The organism is Hymenobacter norwichensis DSM 15439 (assembly GCF_000420705.1).
Lineage (GTDB): Bacteria > Bacteroidota > Bacteroidia > Cytophagales > Hymenobacteraceae > Hymenobacter > Hymenobacter norwichensis.
On sequence record NZ_ATVL01000006.1, the window covers coordinates 1007757 to 1028503 of the forward strand.

Annotated in this window: 14 protein-coding genes and 1 tRNA gene; 11 read left to right on the plus strand and 4 right to left on the minus strand. The window is 55.6% G+C overall.

Annotated features, from left to right (window positions below):
* Window positions 1–23: 23 nt before the first annotated feature.
* Both G536_RS0105525 and G536_RS0105530 read right to left on the minus strand, forming a co-directional pair.
* Window positions 24–917, minus strand: a complete 894-nt coding sequence (locus G536_RS0105525) for a cell division protein FtsX (protein WP_022822592.1) — start codon at window positions 915–917, stop codon at window positions 24–26.
* 139 nt (window positions 918–1056) lie between these two features.
* Window positions 1057–5634, minus strand: coding sequence for a translocation/assembly module TamB domain-containing protein (locus G536_RS0105530; RefSeq protein WP_022822593.1), 4578 nt, complete (start codon window positions 5632–5634; stop codon window positions 1057–1059).
* A 353-nt stretch (window positions 5635–5987) separates the two neighbouring features.
* Here G536_RS0105530 and G536_RS26435 point away from each other — a divergent pair, with 353 nt between their 5' ends.
* The 6 genes from G536_RS26435 to G536_RS0105560 all read left to right on the plus strand — a co-directional run bounded on the left by G536_RS26435 (window position 5988) and on the right by G536_RS0105560 (window position 11262).
* A complete protein-coding gene (locus G536_RS26435) occupies window positions 5988–7349 on the plus strand; it encodes a DUF6138 family protein (RefSeq protein ID WP_022822594.1) in 1362 nt (453 codons plus the stop codon).
* 114 nt (window positions 7350–7463) lie between these two features.
* Window positions 7464–8468: a tRNA (adenosine(37)-N6)-threonylcarbamoyltransferase complex transferase subunit TsaD gene (gene tsaD / locus G536_RS0105540; protein WP_022822595.1), complete on the plus strand. Its 1005-nt coding sequence runs from the start codon at window positions 7464–7466 to the stop codon at window positions 8466–8468.
* A gap of 246 nt (window positions 8469–8714) precedes the next feature.
* The gene (locus tag G536_RS0105545) at window positions 8715–9116 is read left to right on the plus strand and encodes a thioesterase family protein (protein WP_022822596.1); all 402 of its coding nucleotides are present in this window, start codon (window positions 8715–8717) and stop codon (window positions 9114–9116) included.
* 70 nt (window positions 9117–9186) lie between these two features.
* Window positions 9187–9663 (plus strand): SsrA-binding protein SmpB, encoded by a 477-nt coding sequence (gene smpB, locus G536_RS0105550; protein WP_026879859.1) that lies wholly within the window; start codon window positions 9187–9189, stop codon window positions 9661–9663.
* Window positions 9664–9803: 140 nt separating this feature from the next.
* Window positions 9804–10607, plus strand: a complete 804-nt coding sequence (locus G536_RS0105555; RefSeq protein WP_022822598.1) for a C40 family peptidase — start codon at window positions 9804–9806, stop codon at window positions 10605–10607.
* 157 nt (window positions 10608–10764) lie between these two features.
* Window positions 10765–11262 (plus strand): HNH endonuclease, encoded by a 498-nt coding sequence (locus G536_RS0105560; protein WP_022822599.1) that lies wholly within the window; start codon window positions 10765–10767, stop codon window positions 11260–11262.
* A 138-nt stretch (window positions 11263–11400) separates the two neighbouring features.
* On the opposite strand, the gene G536_RS0105565 is transcribed toward G536_RS0105560, so the two are convergent.
* Complete coding sequence (locus G536_RS0105565) at window positions 11401–12264, minus strand: alpha/beta fold hydrolase (RefSeq protein WP_022822600.1); 864 nt, start codon at window positions 12262–12264, stop codon at window positions 11401–11403.
* A gap of 120 nt (window positions 12265–12384) precedes the next feature.
* Here G536_RS0105565 and G536_RS0105570 point away from each other — a divergent pair, with 120 nt between their 5' ends.
* The 4 genes from G536_RS0105570 to G536_RS0105585 all read left to right on the plus strand — a co-directional run bounded on the left by G536_RS0105570 (window position 12385) and on the right by G536_RS0105585 (window position 17489).
* Window positions 12385–13641, plus strand: coding sequence for a DUF3298 and DUF4163 domain-containing protein (locus G536_RS0105570; protein WP_022822601.1), 1257 nt, complete (start codon window positions 12385–12387; stop codon window positions 13639–13641).
* Between the two features lie 234 nt (window positions 13642–13875).
* The gene (locus tag G536_RS0105575) at window positions 13876–14940 is read left to right on the plus strand and encodes a fatty acid desaturase family protein (protein WP_022822602.1); all 1065 of its coding nucleotides are present in this window, start codon (window positions 13876–13878) and stop codon (window positions 14938–14940) included.
* A 265-nt stretch (window positions 14941–15205) separates the two neighbouring features.
* A complete protein-coding gene (gene rpsA, locus G536_RS26440; protein ID WP_022822603.1) occupies window positions 15206–17230 on the plus strand; it encodes a 30S ribosomal protein S1 in 2025 nt (674 codons plus the stop codon).
* 188 nt (window positions 17231–17418) lie between these two features.
* Window positions 17419–17489, plus strand: a tRNA-Cys gene (locus tag G536_RS0105585).
* Window positions 17490–17564: 75 nt separating this feature from the next.
* On the opposite strand, the gene G536_RS0105590 is transcribed toward G536_RS0105585, so the two are convergent.
* Window positions 17565–17864 carry a hypothetical protein gene (locus G536_RS0105590; protein WP_022822604.1) on the minus strand — a complete coding sequence of 100 codons (300 nt, stop codon included), beginning with the start codon at window positions 17862–17864 and terminating at the stop codon, window positions 17565–17567.
* Between the two features lie 238 nt (window positions 17865–18102).
* Here G536_RS0105590 and cphA point away from each other — a divergent pair, with 238 nt between their 5' ends.
* The gene (gene cphA, locus G536_RS0105595; protein WP_022822605.1) at window positions 18103–20745 is read left to right on the plus strand and encodes a cyanophycin synthetase; all 2643 of its coding nucleotides are present in this window, start codon (window positions 18103–18105) and stop codon (window positions 20743–20745) included.
* Window positions 20746–20747: the final 2 nt, after the last annotated feature.

The window sequence follows — 20747 nt, forward strand, 5'->3', positions numbered from 1 at the left end:
AATTATTGGCTCCTATTATGCATTTAATACAGTTCGTCCAGCGACATGCCCAGGTATTTGCGCACGGCGCGGTAGGAACTCAGAAAACCAATGCCGCAGCCCAGCCCCACCATTACCAGCAACAACGCTCCAATCAGCCGGTCGTCGCGGAGGACGCGGAGATCGGCCACTTGCAGGTAGGCGTATTGCAGCAGCGCCAGCAGCAACAAAGCCGACAGAATCCCGCTGGCTAGGCCCTGCCAAGTGGCACGGCGCAAAAACGGCTGCTGAATAAAGAACGGCGTAGCCCCCACCAGTTGCATGCTCCGAATCAGGAACCGCTGCGAGAACAGAGCCAGCTTGATGGTATTATTAATAAGCACCGTCACCACAACGGTCAGCACCACCGCAAAGCCCAGCAGCACTAGGCTCAGCTTGCGCACATTCTGGTTGATAGAGCTGATGAGGCTCTGCACATACTGCACCTCGTGCACGCCCGGCTCGGCCTTCAACTCCCGCTCAATCCGGCCCATCTGCAACGAATCGGAAAACTCGGATTTGATTTTCAGGATGTACGCGTCGCGTAGCGGGTTGTCGCCGAGGAAGTTCTTGAAGTCTTCGCCGGTTTGGTCGATGAACTGCTTGGCGCCTTCTTCCTTCGACAGAAACCGTACCTGAGGCTTGTTGTCGCGCGAGGCAATATAGGGCTTGCGCGAGAAGTCCTGCTGAAGCCGTAGCAGCTCGGTTGCGGGCAGGTCGCGCTCCAAGTACACCTGCATTTCAATATTCTCCTTGACTAGGTTGGAGAGCTTGTGCGCGTGAATCAAGAGCAACCCAAATAGCCCAATTACCAGCAACGCTAGCGTAATGCTGAACACTACCATAGTGTGCGGGTAGCTGCCAAGCTTTTTCTTACGGGTCGGACGGGTTGGGGGCATACGCTGGCAAAGGTAATCGGAGAATGGTTGCAGGTTTGTTATTGATTGTTAATTGTTGAATTGCTGCATAGGTGAATTGTTGGCTGTTCAACAAACCGCTAGAACGACTAGCCATTCAACTATGCAGCAATTCAACTAGTTATAGCGTCGTCCGCGGGTCGTCGTCGATGTTGAGGACTTCGCGAGCTTTGCGGGCGTTGGTTTCGCGGCGGCGCAGGTGCTTGCGGGCGAATAGTTCGGTCAGCGAGTCGAACTGCTCGGTATGCAATAGTGAGATGCCTGCGCGGGCCTGGTTCTGGTTGGTTAGGTCACTATAGTCGCGTGGGGTGGTTTCGTAGCGTAGCTTGGCCCGGAACTTCCCGTCGGTGCGCAGCGCATATTCCAAACTCAAGTCCCCGATAACCGAGGTGTTGGCGTTAGAGCCGGCAATGGGCACGCCCGTAGACGTCGTGACGGTGCCGGTGTTGCTGAAGCCGCCTTCCCGGGTCACGCGCAGGCGTCCGTTCAGAAACGAGTAGCTCAGCCGCACCTGCAAGGCCTGAAGCTGCTCGGCGGAAAGCCCGTTGAAGTTGAAGCTGATTTCCAGGTTGGGGTCGAGTTGCGAAGTAAGGGCCCCAAGTTGGGTGGAAATAATCTGCCCGAGGCTGTTGCCCAGGGCGTTGTCCTGTCCACGCAATGAGGTAACCGATGACAACGAGCCCACTTGCGCCAGCTGACGGAACACTACCAAGCTGAATACCTGCCGGTTCAGCTCCTGCTCATCATTGCGCAACGATGACAGAAATGGGGCCAGGTCGCCTTCCAACGACGACGGAATATCGTTGAACTCCAGGTTGAGCTTAATGGCGGGCAGCAGCAGCGGTCCGGTCAGGTTCATAACAGCCGTAACGGGCACCACGGCCGTGTTGCCGGGCAGGGCGGGGGCCAGCGAAGTGCGCTGGGTATAAGCAGCCGTCACGTTCATTTCGCCGGCTAGCGGGTCGCCGTTCCACACGATGGTACCGCCCGGCCGGACTACAAATTCTTTGTTGACCAAGCCCTGCAGCGTGAAGTTGTAGGCCCCGCGCACAATCTCAATCTGCCCGCTCATGTTGAAGTCGCCGCGCGTATCAATGTTCAGGCGCAACCGCCCCGCCGCCGTGCCCCGGATTACGTCGCCGGTGCTTTCGTCGAGCAGGATTTCCACGTAAGCATCGGGCGTCACTTCCAAGTTCATGTTCAGCCGAATTCCCGACAAATCCACCTTTTCCTGCACGCCAATGGGCACCGGCGTACGGGCCGTATCGAGCAGGTTACGGTTGACGAAGCGGATGTAGCTAGCTTGCTCGGCTTTGGCAGCGTTATCAAGCGGCAACGAAAGGCGCGTGCCGGGGTCGGATTTGGCCTGCACGTTTACTACCAGGTTGGTAGAGGGGCCATTTACGCGGGCCGAGCCGGTGGCGTAGGCTGTGCCGTAGTACAGTTGGTTGTCTTTGCGGGTGGTATTGAGCACCAGCATCTTGCGGAAGGAAGCCTCCAGCGCCAGCCGCATGTTTTGAAAACCGTCGTGGAAAATGTCGCCGCTGATGGTGCCGGAGTTGCCCAGCGGGTCGCGCATCTTGATATTGTTCAGCGAAATCCGGTCATCGGTAAATCGAATCCGGTCGGAGAAGGTGTAGGTGGTGTTCAGGTAGATAAACGTAAGCTGCCCCTCCGACACGTCGATGGTGCCGGTGAGGTGGGGCGCGCTGAGCCGGCCGGCTAGCCGCAGAGTGCCCACGGCCGTACCACCCAAGTCCCGGAACAGCGTCTTCAAAAACGGCTCGGCCAGCTTCACGGGGGCATTGTCGAGTACGGCCGTCAGGTTGAGCTGCTCATTCTCGCGGTTGGGGGCAATGGTACCTGCCACGCGCACTACTCGTTGCCCGTCGCGCAGCACATCCAGGTCGAGGAGGGCCTGGCTGGCGCGGTTGTCCCAGCTGCTGCTGCCCTTCACGTCGCCAATCAGCACCTTATCCAGCGCCAACGAATCGACGGCCAGCGTGGAGTTGAGGGCCAGCGACCCGAAAATACCGCTTACCGTGCCTTCGGCATTCACGCGGCCGGTCATGTTCTGCTTGGTGAGCGAGGTAAGTGTGGCCAGCTCCATGTCCTTCACCAGCAGTTTCAACTCCTTAGCCGGGTCTTGCGAAATAAAGCCCTGGGCGCTGATGCTCTGTGGTCCGTTGCTTAGGCTTAGATTTTGAATATCAATCTCTTTGCCTTTATTGGAAATCACCACCGCGTTGTCTTGCGCAATCTGCCAATCCTTGCCCAGCAAATTCACGCCCGACTGCCGGAATACGATTTTCACCGCGTCGGGCAGAAACGACAGCGCCCCGTTGATTTGCGCTTTGTTAGTGGTGTTGGTTTGGGCCAGCGCCGTTGAGAAATTGATGCGCTCCTGGTCCCACACGCCTTCCAGGTAAAAGCCCTGCGTGGCCCCCAAGCCCGGCAGCACCTGCCGCTCCGACGTCACGCTGGCTTGCGCCAGTACCTCGGGCTGATAGGGTAATTTGGAGGTAGTGAAGTCGAAATCAGTGCGGTAGGTGCGGATGCTGTCAACCTGCAGCGTATCGAAGCTGCCACCCATCTGGAAGATGGAAGTCTGGCCGTTGCGGAACGTGGCGTCGATGTGCGAGTTGTTGGACACCTTCAAGCCCGGCACAAACAGTTGCAACACCGGGTTCGGCTTCTTCAGGTACAAATCCAAATCGATGGCGTACTCCCGAATCGGTGACTGGCGCTTGCGGCGGTAGTAGCTGGCAATAGCCGCATCGTTGCTCTCGAAATTGAGCTGGTATTCCGTCAGCAACACTTGCGCGCTCTTGATTACTTCGGTGTAGTTGTAGTTGCCCACGGCGGTCAGCCGGAACGCCTCGGAGCGCATCCGGAGTTGGCGCTGGCCGTCGCGCCGGACACTCAGCAAATCCAGCGTGTCCAGAGCTAGGGTGCGGCCGGCGTAGCCCAGGCGGGTCTTGCGCAGGATAATGCGGCCCAGCAAATCGTCGAGGCGCAGGCCCCGGAATTTCAGGTCGGCGGTGGTGGCTACCGTTACGCTTTGCTGGGTGAGACCCAGAGCTTTGAGGTCGGCGCGGCGGACACGGGCCCGCATGTCAAACGCCTGTGCGGCTTTGTTGAGGTTGATAGTACCGTCGGCATCGAATTGCAGGTTGGGGTCGTTGGCGGCCACGCGGCCCGTAAACGATTCGCGGCTGAAACGCCCGTCGGTGGTGATGTTGTGGAACCGGTAACCGTTCAGCCAGATGCGCTGCACGGTGGCGCGGGCCGTGAGGGTAGCATCTTTCAGCGAGAAGCCTACGCCTTGCACGCGCCCGTTCATGGTCACGTCACGAATCACTTGCTCCTGGCCCAGCAAGCGGCCCAACTGGAAATTAGTGGTCTTGATGTCACCACTGTAAGACGAGTAGCGCGGGTCGGTTTTGAACTTCAGGTTCACGTCTGACACCACCGAGCCCAAGGCGGTATCAAACGAGCCGTTGGCCACAAAGTCGTTGTAGAACCCCAGGAACTGCCCTTTCAGCTTCACGGTACCCAGCCGCTGCACGTACGGCCAGCCCGAGGCCGGAATGTAGCGCCGAATGTCGCGCCCATCCACCACCGAGGGTTGCAGCTTCATTTCAATGAAGCTTTCCTGGAAATTGGGCAGGCCTTCTACCGCAATGTCGCCTACTACGCGGGTGTTGCGTCCGTAGCGCACATCTAGGTTCTTGGTGCGAAAATTACGGACATAGCCCTCTGCTTGGCCCGCAATGAGCACGGTTTCCTTGAGGTCGCGCACCGATTGTTGGGGCGCAAACAAGGCAATATCACTGGAGTAGATGCGGGACGGTTTGAGCCGGGCCACCACCCGCACCGAGTCGTTGAAATCGGTGAAATTAAGGAAGCGCCGGAACTCAAAGCGTAGGTAATCATGAATCTGGCTGCGGCCGACGCGTAGGGTCAGCTTATCGAATTCCCAGAACTTATCGGCGTAGGTCATGTTGGCCGTCAGCTCACGCAGGCGCGTGTTGGAGGGCGTATCCACCGTGCGCAGGTTGTTGATCTGGGTGTGAATTGTGTCGCCGTGCAGCTGAATTTCCGATACCTCAGCGTAGATGCTGTCGAGGTACATGTGGGCGTAATCCATGGAGCGGCCGTAGTACTCGGCGCGGGGCGTGGCCTGGTTGTCGAGCACGAAGCGGCCGTTGCGCAGGCTGACGGTTTCAATCTTGAAGTCAAACGGCTTGCTGACTTTGGTGGTATCGGAGGGGCCCACCAGCCGCCGTACCGCGCTCAGAAACTGCGAGAGGGTGGTGGAGTCGGGCTGGTTTTTGTAGGTCACCAGCGAAAAGCGTGGCTCTTCCAGCGTCAGGTTGCTGATGTGCAGGTGCGAAGGGTCGAAGACGCTAAACAAGCTGATGGACGCATCGGCCCGGCCAATATTGAACAGCTCCCCGCCGCGCCGGTCCAGCACTTGCACGCCTTGCAGCAGCACCCTGGAAAACGGACGCACATCCACCCGGCCCACCAGCACTTTCTGGCCCAGTTTGTCGGTGAGAATGGTGGCCGCCTCGCGGGCAATGCGCGTTTGCACGCTGGGCACGCGCAAAGCCACCAACGCGCCTACCACCACGAGCACTAGCACCAGCACTAGGCCGAGCAGCACTTTGAGCAGGATGGAGAGGAAACGAGGCACAGGCGAAACGGGGCGTAAGGAGCGAAGATACGGGGTTAGTGGTCGTATGCTAACCGGGTACAGGCGGGCAACTGCCGTGGCAAGAACGATACCACGCCGCCAATGGTTAAGCTTCTGACGCTAGGAAGCGGAATTGGTTTAAGCTTTCAAACGAACTTCACTGTGGATTCCGTCTGTCAGGCATCGCCACGCCGGCTGCTACGGAGCGGGATAGTAGCCTACGACTTGATAAGTTGGTAGCAAGTAGCCCGGTTTGCTGGAAAGCACGAAAAGCTAAACGGTAGCAGTTACTGAACTGTAACCTGGTAAGAGCTATACTAGCAGCTGATTGCCCAACCTCCTAGCTATATTCTATGAACATCAATTACATCACCAAAGTAGAAGGCAACGAAGCCTTGTTGGATAAATATGTGGACGCTGTGTTTGCTGGAACCTGCAAGCCCGCCAAAATTTACCCTTTCCCTTATCAACTGTCTGGTGAGGAAAACTGCCTTGATAGTCCTTTAATAGAATACTTTTTTCAGCAGACGCCTTTCAGGTTGGAAAGAGCAGTAGAGTTTGTTGAAAAGCTTCGGAAAATCGACAAGCAAGGCTTCAATGGCATTCATTACCCCCTCGATAAATGGGTGGAAGCCAACATACAGAAGCCTTTCTTCTACAACGAAAACGAAGCCAACAAACGCACTATAGTAGTGGCCCTAAAACTCAGGCCGGAAGCTGACCCCACTACGGCCTCTCCCGACCACCTGAAGTTCATGTGCTACTTGGCAGTCTGCCACCTCAAATACGGCCCGAGCTATGCCAGCGTAACAGCCAACCAATATTTCCAGATGGCCACCGATTTGGGCTCGGACGAAGTAGCTCGGCTCAAGAAGTTTGGCAGCGGCGAGCTTCCTAAAGAGGTAACCGAGTATAAAGACGACCAGATAAGCTGCGTAGCCAACGACGCCTTTGCCACTATCAAGGTGACGTTGAAAAAGGAGGATGCCGCCAGCTACCAGCAGATTTTCTGGTTCATCAACCGGTTGTTGCAAACTAGTTTCCCCCGAAGCTACTCCATTGAGTTTACGGCCAAGCAGAAAACCTGGCTGCCCATTAAAGGACTCCCGAAGAAAGGCATACACGCGTTGTTTGCCAATGCCGTAGCCTACGAGAGTGTGCATCCATTGCTGGTCGAGTACGCCGGTATTGCCATGAAAACCCATGAGTGGTACACCAACATCAATGCCGAGGAGTGTGCCATGCCCTCTACTTTCGCCGTGTTTGCATTGGGCCTGACGAGCGACGCGTATTTCGGGCTGGTGAAGCAGTACATGAAGACCGTAGACGAAGAGCATCAGGAAATACAAGTGAAATTCACGCCCGCTTTCGTCGAGAAGTTTGGTATCACCGAGCAGAGCCTGCCAGTTTTCATGAGCTGCCTGTTATCCACGCAGGAACACAAGCACCACAAGCTGTTTGCCGAGCAGTTTGAAAGCGCGGAAAAACTAACAATGCTGCTGAATTTCAAAGCTAACTTTGCGCAGTATTTGATTGACGAATTAGAGAACGAAGACGGCGAGGAAGTAGCGAATTACCTCTGGGAATCGGTGCTATTCGCCATTTTTGGTCCGCAAGACAAGTACCCGAAGCTGCTAAGCAACGCCAGTGAAACCCTGCGCCCACTCTACGCCGCGCTATTCGAGGAAATAGAAGAACCCGAAGACCTAGCGTAGCTGTTAGGTGATACCTGAAACGTTGCTCGGGCAAGTTTCAAAACTGCATAACTACTTATTGCAGTCAAGCCGGCCGCAGCCAAGTGGCCGGCTCGGCTGCCTCATCCTTCCCACATGCCTACTATTCTCGCCATCGAATCTTCCTGCGACGACACCTCCGCGGCCGTCATGGTGGACGGTGAAATTCGCTCCAATGTGGTGGCCACCCAGCAAGTGCACGAGCAGTATGGCGGCGTAGTGCCCGAACTGGCCTCGCGCGCCCACCAGCAACATTTGCTGCCCGTGGTAACGGCCGCGCTGCACAAAGCCGGGGTTGCCAAGCACAACCTAGATGCTGTAGGGTTTACCCAAGGGCCGGGGCTGTTGGGCTCGTTGCTAGTGGGCGGCATGTTCGCCAAAACGCTGGCCTTGGCCTTAAATAAGCCGCTGATTGCCGTCAACCACATGCGGGCCCATATTCTGGCGCACTTCATTGAGGAGCCGCGGCCGGCATTTCCGTTTCTGTGCCTCACCGTGAGCGGTGGCCACACTCAGCTGGTAATTGTGCGCAGTGCGCTGGACATGGAAATCATCGGCCAAACCATCGACGATGCGGCCGGCGAAGCCTTCGACAAAACCGCCAAGCAGCTCGGTTTGCCGTACCCCGGCGGCCCTCATCTCGACAAGCTAGCCCGCGAAGGCAACCCTACCCGCTTCCCATTCCCGGTAGGCGCCATGCCGGGCTACGACTTCAGCTTCAGCGGCCTGAAAACGGCGGTAATGTATTTCCTGAAAAAAGAAGTGGCCAAGAATCCCGACTTCGTGCAGGAAAACCTGCCCGACCTGTGCGCCAGCATCCAGCATACCATCATCCAAACGCTGCTCCGCCAGCTCCGCCGCGCCGCCCACGACCATCACCTCACGCACATCGCTTTGGCTGGTGGCGTAGCTGCCAATTCCGGACTGCGCCAAGCGCTGCAAGACGAAGCCGCCGTGCAAAACTGGCAGGTGTTCATCCCCGCCTTCCAATACTGCACCGACAACGCCGGCATGATTGCCATGACGGCCCATTTTCAGTACGAAGCCGGTGACTTCGCCACCCAGCTAGTCAGCTCCGACCCGCGCCTAAAGCTGGTATAGGCTTCGTTATTCGCTTTTTGTTTTTCGTAGAGCGGATAAGCTAGGGTGTGTGGACAATAAGGGTTTCTACTCTAAACAGGACGGTCATGCAGAGCGCAGCGAAGCATCTCGCGTGCTGATGGCAGATTACTAAACCAACCTCAGCAGGCGAGATGCTTCGCTGCGCTCTGCATGACCGTCTTTTTGTTTGCTGTCCACACAGCCTAGATAACCATCACGAAAAACAAATACCCACAACGAAGAACGATGCGTAACTCTTTTCAGCCCGGCGACATCCAGACGTATGTGCACGTGGTGGCGCCGCAGGACTTTGCGGTGCTCAACGGCAAGCTGATTCATCCGGTACTGAGCACGTTTGCGTTGGGGCAGGCAGTGGAATGGTGCAGCCGGCAGTTTGTGGAGCTAATGTTGGAAGAAGGGGAGGTGGGTATTGGCACGTTGCTAACTATCGAACACCACGCGCCGGCCTTCGAAGGAGAAACCGTGGAAATTCGAGCTATTTTTGAACAACTGGAAGGCCCCGCGCTGACTTGCCGCGTAGAAGCCCGTGTGGGTGAGCGGTTGGTAGCCACGGGCCGTACCGGCCAGCGCATTGTGAGCCAGGCTAAGTTGCAGGCCCGCTTTGTCGCGCTCCGGGAGCAACTGTAACGGCTCTGCCCGCCTCTAATCAGACCTTGCGCCCGCCGCTGCGTACCACTGCGAGATATTATTCAAAACCATCGTGAGTAAGAAAGAAGACCTCCCCAAGCGCGTCAACATCCTGAACCGCCGCGCTTCCTACGAATACGCGTTTCTGGCGAAGTATGACGCGGGCATCATGCTGCAAGGCACCGAAATCAAGAGCATCCGCGACGGGAGCGTGCAGATTCAGGACGGTTTCTGCGTGTTCCAGCCCGACGGCGGCCTGTGGGTACACGGCCTCACCATTGCCAAATACACCGCCGGTACCTACAACAACCACGAACCAACCCGCCCGCGTAAGTTGCTGCTCAACAAGCGCGAGCTAAACCAGCTCCACAACAAAAGCCAGGAGCAGGGCCTCACCATCATTCCCCTCCGCATGTTTGTGAATGACCGGGGCTTTGCCAAGCTGGAAATTGCCTTGGCCAAAGGCAAAAAGCTGTTCGACAAGCGGGACAGCATCAAGGAGAAAGACCAGAAGCGCGAGCTAGACCGCGCCCGGAGCGGTGAGTAGTGAGTTTGTGAAGTGGTGAATTTGTGAAAGATACTTGGCGAGTTCAGCTTAAAAAGGGAGCTTCGTGCTGAAGATTAACGGGTACGCTTTGTCAAGACTGCCCATATTTCACAAATTCACCACCTCACCATTTCACCACCTTGGAACACGGAATCTGCGCGCTGAGCGTCGTGCCGGTACGCGCCGAACCTACAGACAAAGCCGAAATAGTTACCCAGCTGATTTTCGGCGAGTGCTATTCCATTTTGCAGGTGCAAAACCAGTGGCAGCAAGTGCGCACCACCGCCGACCAGTACGTGGGCTGGATGGACGTTAAGCAGCACACGCCCGTCACGGCCGAGTACTTGGCCGCCTGGCAGGCCCAAGACCACCCGCGTACCCTGGACGTCGTGCAAATGGTGAGTGACCCCGACACGCGCATTCCGGTGCAGCTAGGCTCCCGGCTACCGTTTTTCGATGGCATGACCCTGCGCCTAGGGGAGCGGCAGTTGTTCTACAACGGCGCTGCCACCAACCCCCAAAATGGCCACGGCCCGCACGGCCCTTTGGATGCCCGCCTGCGCCTGCTCCAGAAAATGGCGCTGGTGTACATGAAGGCCCCGTACTTATGGGGTGGCAAAAGCCTGTTCGGCATCGACTGCTCGGGCCTGATGCAGCAACTCTATGGTTTGATTGGGGTACAGCTCCCGCGGGACGCTCGCCAGCAAATCAACCTTGGCCAAACCGTACATTTTGTGGCCCAAACCCAGCCCGGCGACCTAGCCTTTTTCGACAACGCCGACGGCAACATTGTGCACGTTGGGCTGCTACTGGAAGACCAGCAAATTATTCACGCCAGCGGCGAAGTCCGCATCGACCCACTCGACCACAACGGCATCTTCAACCGCAGCCGGCAGAAGTACACCCACAAGCTACGCCTCATCAAGCGCCTGCTAGCCGAATAAATCCGTTTTTCAGTGGTTCTAGCGCCGCTTCAAAAATGGTCTGCAACCAATCGTAAACTATACATAACCAGGAGAAACTAAACTTTCCAGCTATTGTTAATACGCTTAGAATCATATAGCTTTCGCTGTACCACATGATTCTTATCCGTTTGAGCGTATGGACCAAAAAGTTTTAGTTCTGAATGGTGATTACACGGCCATTACGCTGTGCAGTGTGCAGAAAGCATTTGTTCTATTGTTTCTTGATAAAGCCGAGATGATTGCCAACTCGGAGCACGGCGTGATACGTACCGTTAGCACCTCGTATCCCAAGCCCAGCATCATCCGGTTGCAGCGCTACGTGCGCGTGCCCTACAAAGGCATTGCCCTGAGCCGCCACAACATCATGAAGCGTGACCATTTCGAATGCCAGTACTGCGGTTCCACCAAAAACCTGACCCTCGACCACGTGCTACCTCGCTCGCGCGGCGGCGACTCCAGTTGGGGCAATCTGCTGACGGCCTGCTCCCGGTGCAACCACGCCAAAGGGCACCGCACCCCCTCCGAAGCCGGCCTCACGATAAGACAGCAGCCGAAGAAACCAACCTTATCTGGTTTCCTCAAACTCAGCGCCGGTACCATCGACCATAACTGGCATGCCTACCTCAATAACTAGCCGGAAGCGCTGCTTCCGGCTTTTTTGTGGCCTATGAATGGAGGTCGAAAGGAGCTAGGTCATGCTTGTAGCACTCATTACACACAAAAAAGCCCTGCTTCTCTGTGAAAAGCAGGGCTTTTTTGTGTGTAGTAACTTCTAGCTTTCTTCGCCGCTACGGACCGTGCCGCTGGTGGCAAAGTCAATTAGGTCGCGGTTCAGTTTGTCTTTCTCGGTGATGAACAGGCCGTGAGGGGCACCATCGTATACCACATAAGTACCGTTGGTGAGGTGCTCACTCATCCGCTCACCACTGTTCTTCACAGGTACTGTTTTGTCGTCTTCGCCATGAATTACCAACGTTGGCACTTTGATGGTAGCCAAGTCTTGGCGGAAGTCGGTTTCAGCAAAAGCATGGCCACAGGCTACGGTAGCTTGGTGTGAGCCCAACGAGGCCATACCGAACGACCAGTCGAGCACAGCTTTGCTCACGGGGTTAGACAGCGGGCCTTCGCCGTAGAATTGTTTGCCGAACGTTTGCAGGAAGTCGAACCGGTCTTTGGCAATATTCTTCTGAATATCGTCAAACACTGATTTGTCTACGCCGTCGGGATTGTCGTCGGTTTTCAATAAATAAGGCGTCACAGCCGATATGAAGGCTACTTTCGACACGCGCGCTCCGTTGTGGCGGCTCATGTAGCGGGCCACTTCGCCGCCGCCCATCGAGAAGCCTACCAGCGTTACGTCTTGCAGGTCGAGCGTGTCGAGTACAGCCTTTAGGTCGTCGGCCAGGGTATCGTAGTCGTATCCCTCGAATGGTTTCGAGGAGTTACCGAAACCGCGACGAGTGTAAGCTACTACGCGCAGACCATGCTTGGGTAATTCACCGAGCTGGTAAGTCCAAGCTTCGTGGCTCTGGGGCCAGCCGTGAATCAACACAACGGGTTTGCCCTGTCCTTGGTCGGTGTAGTGTAGTTTTATTTCTTCGCCGTTAACGTCTTGGCCAGCTTTGATGTAGCTCATCAGTGAAAAGTATGTAGGAGATGTAGAATGGGTTTGATGTCTGTACATACGCTGAAGATTCTGCTGAGGTACTTTTCTGACAATATCTTGCACATATATTCACTCATCAACTCCAGCCAGATGGCCTTTTCAGTTGCCTATTACCCTGTACGCTTGTCGGTGATGCTGCTTAGTATGCTAGCCGCCTGCCAATCCAAAACCGATTCTGGTACTACTACCACTACTGCTCCCACCCAGCAACTAACGGCCAGCGGCCCGCAGGATTCGCCTGGCACCTGGTACCGAATCTACCGCGGTACTCTCGGCTCCGACAGCATCACGCTACACCTGCAAACCTGGCCCGCAGGTTTTGAAAGCCGCCGCGCCGCCATGTTTGTGGGCTCTTACAGCGGGGCCGATGGCCAGCCATACGAAGTCGGGACGGACTACAACACCGAAGCCAAGCCCGACAGCATTGTGTTGCGCGACCGAGACCTGACGTTTGCCGACGACAATAGCAGCGGCCCAGTGTGGCGGCTGCACCTAACGGGTAAGGAGCTAAGGGGTACGCGGGGCGGCCAGCAAGTGCAGTTGCGCGAAGTCACGTTGCCCGGCAGTATCCGTTTCGCTTCGCGCTATTTCACCGATTCGGTAGCGGCCTACCCCAACAAGCCGGCTTCGCCCTACGGCCGCACCAGCCTGCATGTGCTGCTCCCTACTAACGGCTCAGAAGCTAGCCAGCGTGCTCTCACCGATGCAATGCTGCGCAACCTGCGCGGCGATTCGCTGTCTACCAAAGCCGTACCGGCTTCGGTACAGCAGTACTGGCAGCAACGGTTCAGCGCATTTCAGAAAGACTACCGCGCCAGTGTAGCCGAACTAGCTCCCAACCTGCCTACGGAACCTGACACCAGCTCTACCGCGCCATCCTACGACTACGTGCTGCGCTTCGAAGACCAGTCGGCCACTCACGTCCTTTGGAACCAAGATAATCTACTGAGTCTGGGCTTTTTCTCGTACAGCTACAGCGGTGGTGCGCACGGTAATTATGGCACCAGTGCCGCCACATTCAATGCCCATACAGGACAGGAACTGCACTTCAAGGATATTATTCGGCCTGATGCCCAGGCGCAGCTCAGTCTATTGCTGGAACAGGCAGTGCGCCGTACATTGAAGCAGCCCGCTAATGTAGCACTCGACCAATTCCTGTTCGTGAAGAAGATGCCCGTTACCTACAACGCGTACCTGACTAGTGGCGGCGCAGTATTCATCTACACGCCCTACGAAATTGCGTCATATGCGCAAGGCGAAATTCGGCTGTTCGTGCCGCGGAAGCAGTTACAGCCCTTGCTAAAATCCGGTCTGCCGTGGGGTGGGGGAGAAGTCAGCCGGCGGTAGTCGTAACGGTACCAGAATCTATAGTAGTTAGCCGATAAAAATGCTCTGAATAGCAACGCTAAGGCTTTGTGATTGGATATCAGCGCGAAACTGCTGGAATGGTTGAGCTTAAGTGGCTTGGGTTTTGCTGAAGCGTGTGCGGAAAATGTGCAAAATGCGGGGCTTATGGACGATTCCGGAGGAGCTGGCGTTGTAGGGGCTACCTTTGCAGTATTCTCTTCACTATACGCTTTTATGCAAGCACCCAAATTCGCGGCTTCACGCTCTTTCCATAAAGAGTTGAAACTCCGCACTAATGCCTACTTCACCGAAGCCGGCAAAGATACCACCGGCGACTCCCGGCTGTTCGCCAAAGCCGTTATCCTTACGGTTTCATTTGTAGCCCTGTACCTGCATCTCGTTTTCCTGACGCCTCCTACTTGGCTAGCGTTGGTGGAATGTGCGCTACTAGGTTTGGTAGGCTCAGCCATTGGCTTCAACGTCATGCACGACGGCGCCCACGGTTCGTTCAGCAAGTCTAAGTGGGTGAATCAGTTTGCCTCCTTCACGCTGAATGTACTTGGTGGCAATAGCTTTATGTGGAACATGAAGCACAACCTCATTCATCACATGTACACCAACGTGGATGGCGTAGACGATGACTTGGACGCTCAGCCGTGGTTGCGCTTAAGCAGCACCCAAACGCGCTACGGCTTCCACCGTTTCCAGCACCTGTACTTCTGGTTTTTCTACGCGCTGCTTTTCATTGCCTGGATTTTCTTCATGGATTACCAGAAGTATTTCAAAGGCAAAATTGGCGAGATGCCTATCAAGAAAATGACCGCCTCCGACCAAGGTGTGTTCTGGGGATTTAAGGCGCTGCACTTGTTCCTATTCGTGGCATTACCTATCTATACCGTTGGTTTTGTAGCTTGGATATTGGGCTTCCTAGTGTTTGCTACCGTGGTAGGTTTCACCATGAGCATCGTGTTTCAGCTGGCTCATACTGTGGAGCACGCTGCCTTCCCCATGCCCCACGAAATCACCAATAAGCTGGAAGATGAGTGGGCTATCCACCAAATCAAAACTACCGCTAACTTCGCTACTGACAGCAAAGTCATCAGTTGGTTGGTCGGCGGCCTGAACTTCCAGGTAGAGCACCACTTGTTCCCCAATATCTCGCATATCCACTATCCGGCGCTCAACAAAATCATCCGTCAGGCTTGCGAGGAATTTGGCGTGGAGTACAATGAATACCCTAAAATGCGCTACGCCGTAGCTTCCCACGTAGCACACCTGCGCGAGATGGGCCGGGCATAACCTTCGACAGACATATAATGCAAGAAAAAGGGCGCTTCTATGGAAGTGCCCTTTTTCATTTATAAACCTGAATAAAACGAAATTGTCCTATCAAATGAATCAAAAATATATACAGCTAGGTGAAGCTCGTATCTATTCTCTGAATTCCGTATCTTTGCCGCCCCGTCAGGGTGGCGGGCCGGCGCTTTTGCGCTGTGTATCAAGTAAAAACGCGTTCCGGAGTTGGCCCTGAGCCGGACGTGTACAGCAGGGCTACAAGCAACAAATGGCTGAAGTAGTTGATAACTTCGACTGGGACAACGTAGGAGCGTCAGGCTTCGGTGGTAACTATACCTCCGAGCAACGCGCCGAAATGGAGCAGATGTACGGCGACACGCTGACCACCGTACAGGAAGAAGAAGTAGTAAAAGGCGTTGTGGTGGGCATCACCGAGCGCGACGTAATCCTAAACATCGGCTTCAAGTCTGATGGTTTGGTATCCATCACCGAATTCCGCGACCTGCCCGACCTGAAAATCGGCGACGAGGTTGAGGTGTTCATCGAAGACCAGGAAGACCTGAACGGCCAGCTGATCCTGAGCCGCAAGAAGGCCAAGATCAAGCAGGCTTGGAAGTCTATCTACGATGCTTTGGAGAATGACACCATCCTCGAAGGCGTAGTAAAGCGTCGGACCAAAGGTGGTCTGATCATGGACCTGGACGGCGTAGAAGCCTTCCTGCCCGGCTCGCAAATCGACGTGAAGCCTATTCGTGACTTCGACATTTATGTTGGTCGTCGGATGGAAGTGAAAGTGGTGAAAATCAACGCCGCTTTCGACAACGTGGTAGTTTCGCACAAAGTCCTGATTGAGAAAGACCTCGAAAAGCAGCGCGAAGCCATCCTCAACAACCTGGAGAAAGGCCAGATTCTGGAAGGTGTTATCAAGAACATGACCAACTTCGGTGTGTTCATTGACCTTGGTGGCGTTGACGGTCTGCTGCACATCACCGACATCTCGTGGGGCCGTATCGCTCACCCGAGCGAAGTACTGCAGCTCGACCAGAAGTTGAACATCGTAGTATTGGACTTCGACGAAGCCAAGAAGCGTATCAGCCTCGGTCTGAAGCAGCTGACTGCTCACCCATGGGATTCGCTGCCCGCCGACATGGGCGTAGGCTCGAAAGTGAAAGGCCGCATCGTGAACGTAGCCGACTATGGCGCATTCATGGAAATCATCCCTGGCGTAGAAGGCTTGATCCACGTTTCAGAAATGAGCTGGAGCCAGCACCTGCGCAACCCGCAGGACTTCATCAAGCAGGGCGACGTAGTAGAGGCTCAGATCCTAACCCTCGACCGCGAAGACCGCAAGATGAGCCTCGGCATCAAGCAGCTGAGCGAAGATCCTTGGACTCGTGGCGACTTCGGCACCAAGTATGCCGTAGGTACCAAGCACAACGGCCTCGTGCGTAACCTCACCAACTTCGGCCTGTTCGTGGAACTGGAAGAAGGTGTTGACGGCCTCGTACACGTATCTGACCTGTCGTGGACCAAGAAGATCAAGCATCCTTCGGAAGTAGTGAAGGTAGGTGACCGTCTGGACGTGCTCGTGCTCGAGCTGGACGTTGCTAACCGTCGCTTGGCCCTGGGCCATAAGCAGTTGGAAGAAAACCCATGGGATACGTTCCAGACGGTATTCACCCCTGGCTCGGTACACAAGGCTACTATCACCGAGAAGACGGACCGTGGTGCCGTACTTGAGTTGCCATATGGCATCGAAGGTTTCGCATATCCAAAGTCGTTGGTGAAAGAGGATGGCAGCAACGCCGAGAACGGCGAATCGCTGGACTTCCGCGTGGTTGAGTTCTCGAAGGATGACCGCCGCATCGTACTGTCGCACACCGCTGTTTACAACCAGCAGCAGGAAGAAGACACGCGTGCTGCCAAGTTCAAGAAGAAAGGCCCCGCTGGCCAGGCTGCCGGTTCCGCACAAGGCGAAGGCAAGCTGACCGACCTCAAGAAGCAGCCTGTTGCTGAGAAGTCGACCCTCGGCGACCTAGACGCTCTGTCGGCTCTGCGTGACAAGATGATGGGTACGGAGCGCCAAGTAGGTGAGCAGAAGCTCGCTTCCAAAGCTGCTCCTGCTGCTGAGGCTGCTCCTGCTGCCGAAGGTGGTATCCTGTCGGCCGTAACAGGCGCTGCCTCCGCGGCCCTGGACAAGGTAACCGAAGTAGCTGGCGACGTAGTTGAGCGTGCCAAGCACCTGCTCGATTCGGACGACGCTGCCGACAAAAAAGACGAAGAGAAAGCTTAAGCTTTTTCGTTCGTAACAAGAGAGGCCCCGGAGAATTCTGGGGCCTTTTTTTGTGCCATTCGTACCAGTGAAATATTTTCAGGAAATTCTTCTCTCAGAAAAACAGTTGTTTACAGCACCCGGAGGCAGGAATATCACTCAGGGTTTGGCATAAGTCGGATTAAGGTGTAAGTTTGCATCCCCAATCCGGTGACGTGACCGAGTGGCTAGGTAGAGGTCTGCAAAACCTCCTACGGCGGTTCGAATCCGCCCGTCACCTCAAGTACAAGCCCGAAAAAGCCCGCTACGAGTTCAACTTGCAGCGGGCTTTTTCGTGCCGGGACAGTCTAGCTATTCAGTCGGCTAGCGGCTGCATATGCAGCAGATAAAAGTTGTTCATCCAGTATTCGGCGTCGGCGCCACAAAAGGAATGGTAACGGCGGCGCACAGCTTCATCGTCAGGGTACACTTCTTCCACCCAAGTTTCCGCCACTAAGTATCTATTAGGAGGGAGGTTTACCGCTTTAATACGGATGCGGTGACTAATGGAAGTGGTAGCAGCCGATACCTGCGCCGGCAGGATTTCTACGCGCAATTGCCCTTCAGTGAAGTCGTAAACTTTAGGTTGCCAGATTCCGGTGTATATCGTTTCCATGCTGTTATGGAGCTGAAATAGTGGTCTGGGTTTAACCGGCCGAAAAAATATTCTGCTGCTGCCAGTATTCACCCAGATGCCGCAACTGGCGCTATAGCTGCCTGTTGAGCTTGTCCCTGCCTGAATGCTAGGTGTGAGCAAGGGTGAAAGAGAATATGGTGGCTTTACAGGCTCAAATCCCTACATTTAACTTCCGCGTACAACGCGCATACTCGCCTTCCACTCCCTGTTTTGGTTTATGAAGATTATTGACCTACGCACCATGCGCGGGCCCAGCTACTGGTCCGTTAAGCATTACAAGCTGATTGTAATGAAAGTGGACCTCGAAGACTTTGCCGACCAGTGGTCTAACGCGGTGCCTGAGTTGGCTGACCGGCTGACTGAATTGTTGCCAGAAATCGGTAAGCCGCACGCCTCTTTTGAAACGCAGAAGCACGCCGTCAAACACCCACCGCTAACCAAAGAGCAACTAGCCGACGGCGAGCCGCTAGGCCACGTTATTCAGCACGTAGCGCTGGAGTTGCAGCGGCAGGCGGGTATGCCGGTGTTCTGGGGTAAGTCGTACCCGGCGCGCGAAGACGGAATCGAGTTTGTGGTGTTCAGCTACCAGGAGGAACGAGCTGGCCGCCGAGCCGCCGAAGCCGCTGTGGAAATAGTGGAAGCCCTTTGCAACGGCAAGGAGGTGGACCTGAAACCGCTCATCGATGAACTGCACGAAATCCGGGAAGAGGAATTCATTGGGCCGAGCACCTGGAGTATTGTATCGGAGGCAGCTTCGCGCAACATTCCCTACATCCAGCTTAAGAACAGCGGCATCATTCAGCTGGGCTATGGCGTCAACCAGAAGCGCATCTGGGCCACTACCACCAGCTACACCTCGCACGCTGGGGTGGAAATAGCTGGCAACAAGAATCGCACGAAAGCTATGCTGCACGACGCGGGCGTATTGGTGCCGAAAGGAACCACTGTGTACTCCGAGGATGGCCTGCGCGATGCTATTGAAGACCTAGGCTTCCCGCTGGTAACTAAGCCGCTGGATGGTAACCACGGCAAGGGCGTTACCATTCGCATCATGAACTGGGAAGATGCCGTGGAGGGCCTTGTTATGGCACAAGCTTACTCCAGGGCCGTTATTGTAGAGCAGTTCATTGAGGGGTTCGACTTCCGGCTGTTGGTGGTGAACGGCAAGCTAGTAGCCGCCGCCAAGCGCACCCCGGCCGCCGTAGTTGGCGACGGGCAACGGACCATTCAGGAGCTAATTGACAAAGTAAACGAAGATCCCCGGCGCGGTTTTGGCCACGAAAAGGTGCTCACCAGCATCAAGGCCGATAAGCATACCCTTGACATCTTGAAAGGGCGGGAGCTTACCCTGGAATCGGTGCTGCCGGACGGGGAGACGCTGTACCTGAAAAGCACAGCCAACATCAGTACTGGCGGCACCGCCACCGATGTTACTGACCTGATGCACCCCTACAACGTGCTGCTGGCTGAGCGGGTGGCAGGCATTGTAGGCCTCGATATCTGCGGCATTGACCTAATGACCACCGATATTGCTGTACCGCTGAATGAAACGCGCGGCGCTGTAATTGAAGTGAATGCCGCACCCGGTTTCCGGATGCACATTTCGCCCACCGACGGCTTGCCCCGCAACGTGGCCGAACCCGTGGTGGACATGCTGTTTCCGCGTGGTACCAATGCCCGGATTCCTATCATTGCCATTACTGGCACCAACGGCAAAACCACAACCACGCGGCTAATTGCCCACATGGTAACCACGAAGGGCTACAAAGTAGGTTTTACCACTACCGACGGCATCTACATTCAGGGCCGACAGTTGCAAAAGGGCGACTGCACGGGCGGGCAAAGCGCGGAGTTTGTGCTCAAAGACCCTACCATCAACTATGCCGTGCTAGAAACAGCTCGTGGTGGCATGCTGCGCTCCGGGCTGGGTTTCCATACCTGCGACATTGCTGTGGTAACCAACGTAGCCGCCGACCACCTGGGCATGCGCGACATTCATACGGTAGAGGAAATGGCGGCCGTAAAGGGGGTATTGCCCCGCACGGTGCGCAAAAACGGCTGGGCCGTGCTCAACGCTGACGATAATCTGGTGTACGCCATGCGCGAAAAGCTGGATTGCCGCGTGGCCCTGTTCAGCATGGACGAAAACAACCCCCGCATCCTCGACCATGTGGAGGCCGGCGGCGTTGCGGCAGTGTATGAGGAAGGCTACGTAACCATCTACAAGAACAGCTACAAGCTCCGCATCGACCGAGCCGCTGAGTTTCCGATTACTTTCGGTGGCCGGGCCACCTTCAACATCGAAAACAGTTTAGCGACGGCACTGACCGGCTATCTGGCTGGTTTCGAGCGTGAGGACATCAAGCTGGCGTTGCGCACGTTTGTGCCCTCGGCCAGTAAGACGCCGGGCCGCATGAACGTGTTCAACTTCCCGAAGTTCGAAGTGATTGTGGACTATGCGCACAACACCCACGGCATCGAGAAATTCGCGGAGTTCCTGAACGCTACGGAAGCAACGCGAAAAATTGGCATGGTATCGGGGCTGGGTGACCGGCGCGACGAAGACACGCTGGGCTTTGCCCGGATAGCCGGCCGCATTTTCGATGAGGTGATTCTACGCCAGGACCGGGACTTGCGCGGCAAAACGGCTGAGCAACTCAAGGAAATCATGGAGCGCGGCTTACGCCTTGACCACGCCGAATTACCCATCAACTACATTGAAAATGAGTTGGAGGCCGTGGATTATGTGCTGGCCAATGCGCCGGAAGGTGCGGTAGTTGTGCTATTCACGGAAAACATAGCCGCTGTGCTAAAGAAGCTAGAGGAGTTTGAAGCAGAACACGGATTAGCGCGGATATAAGT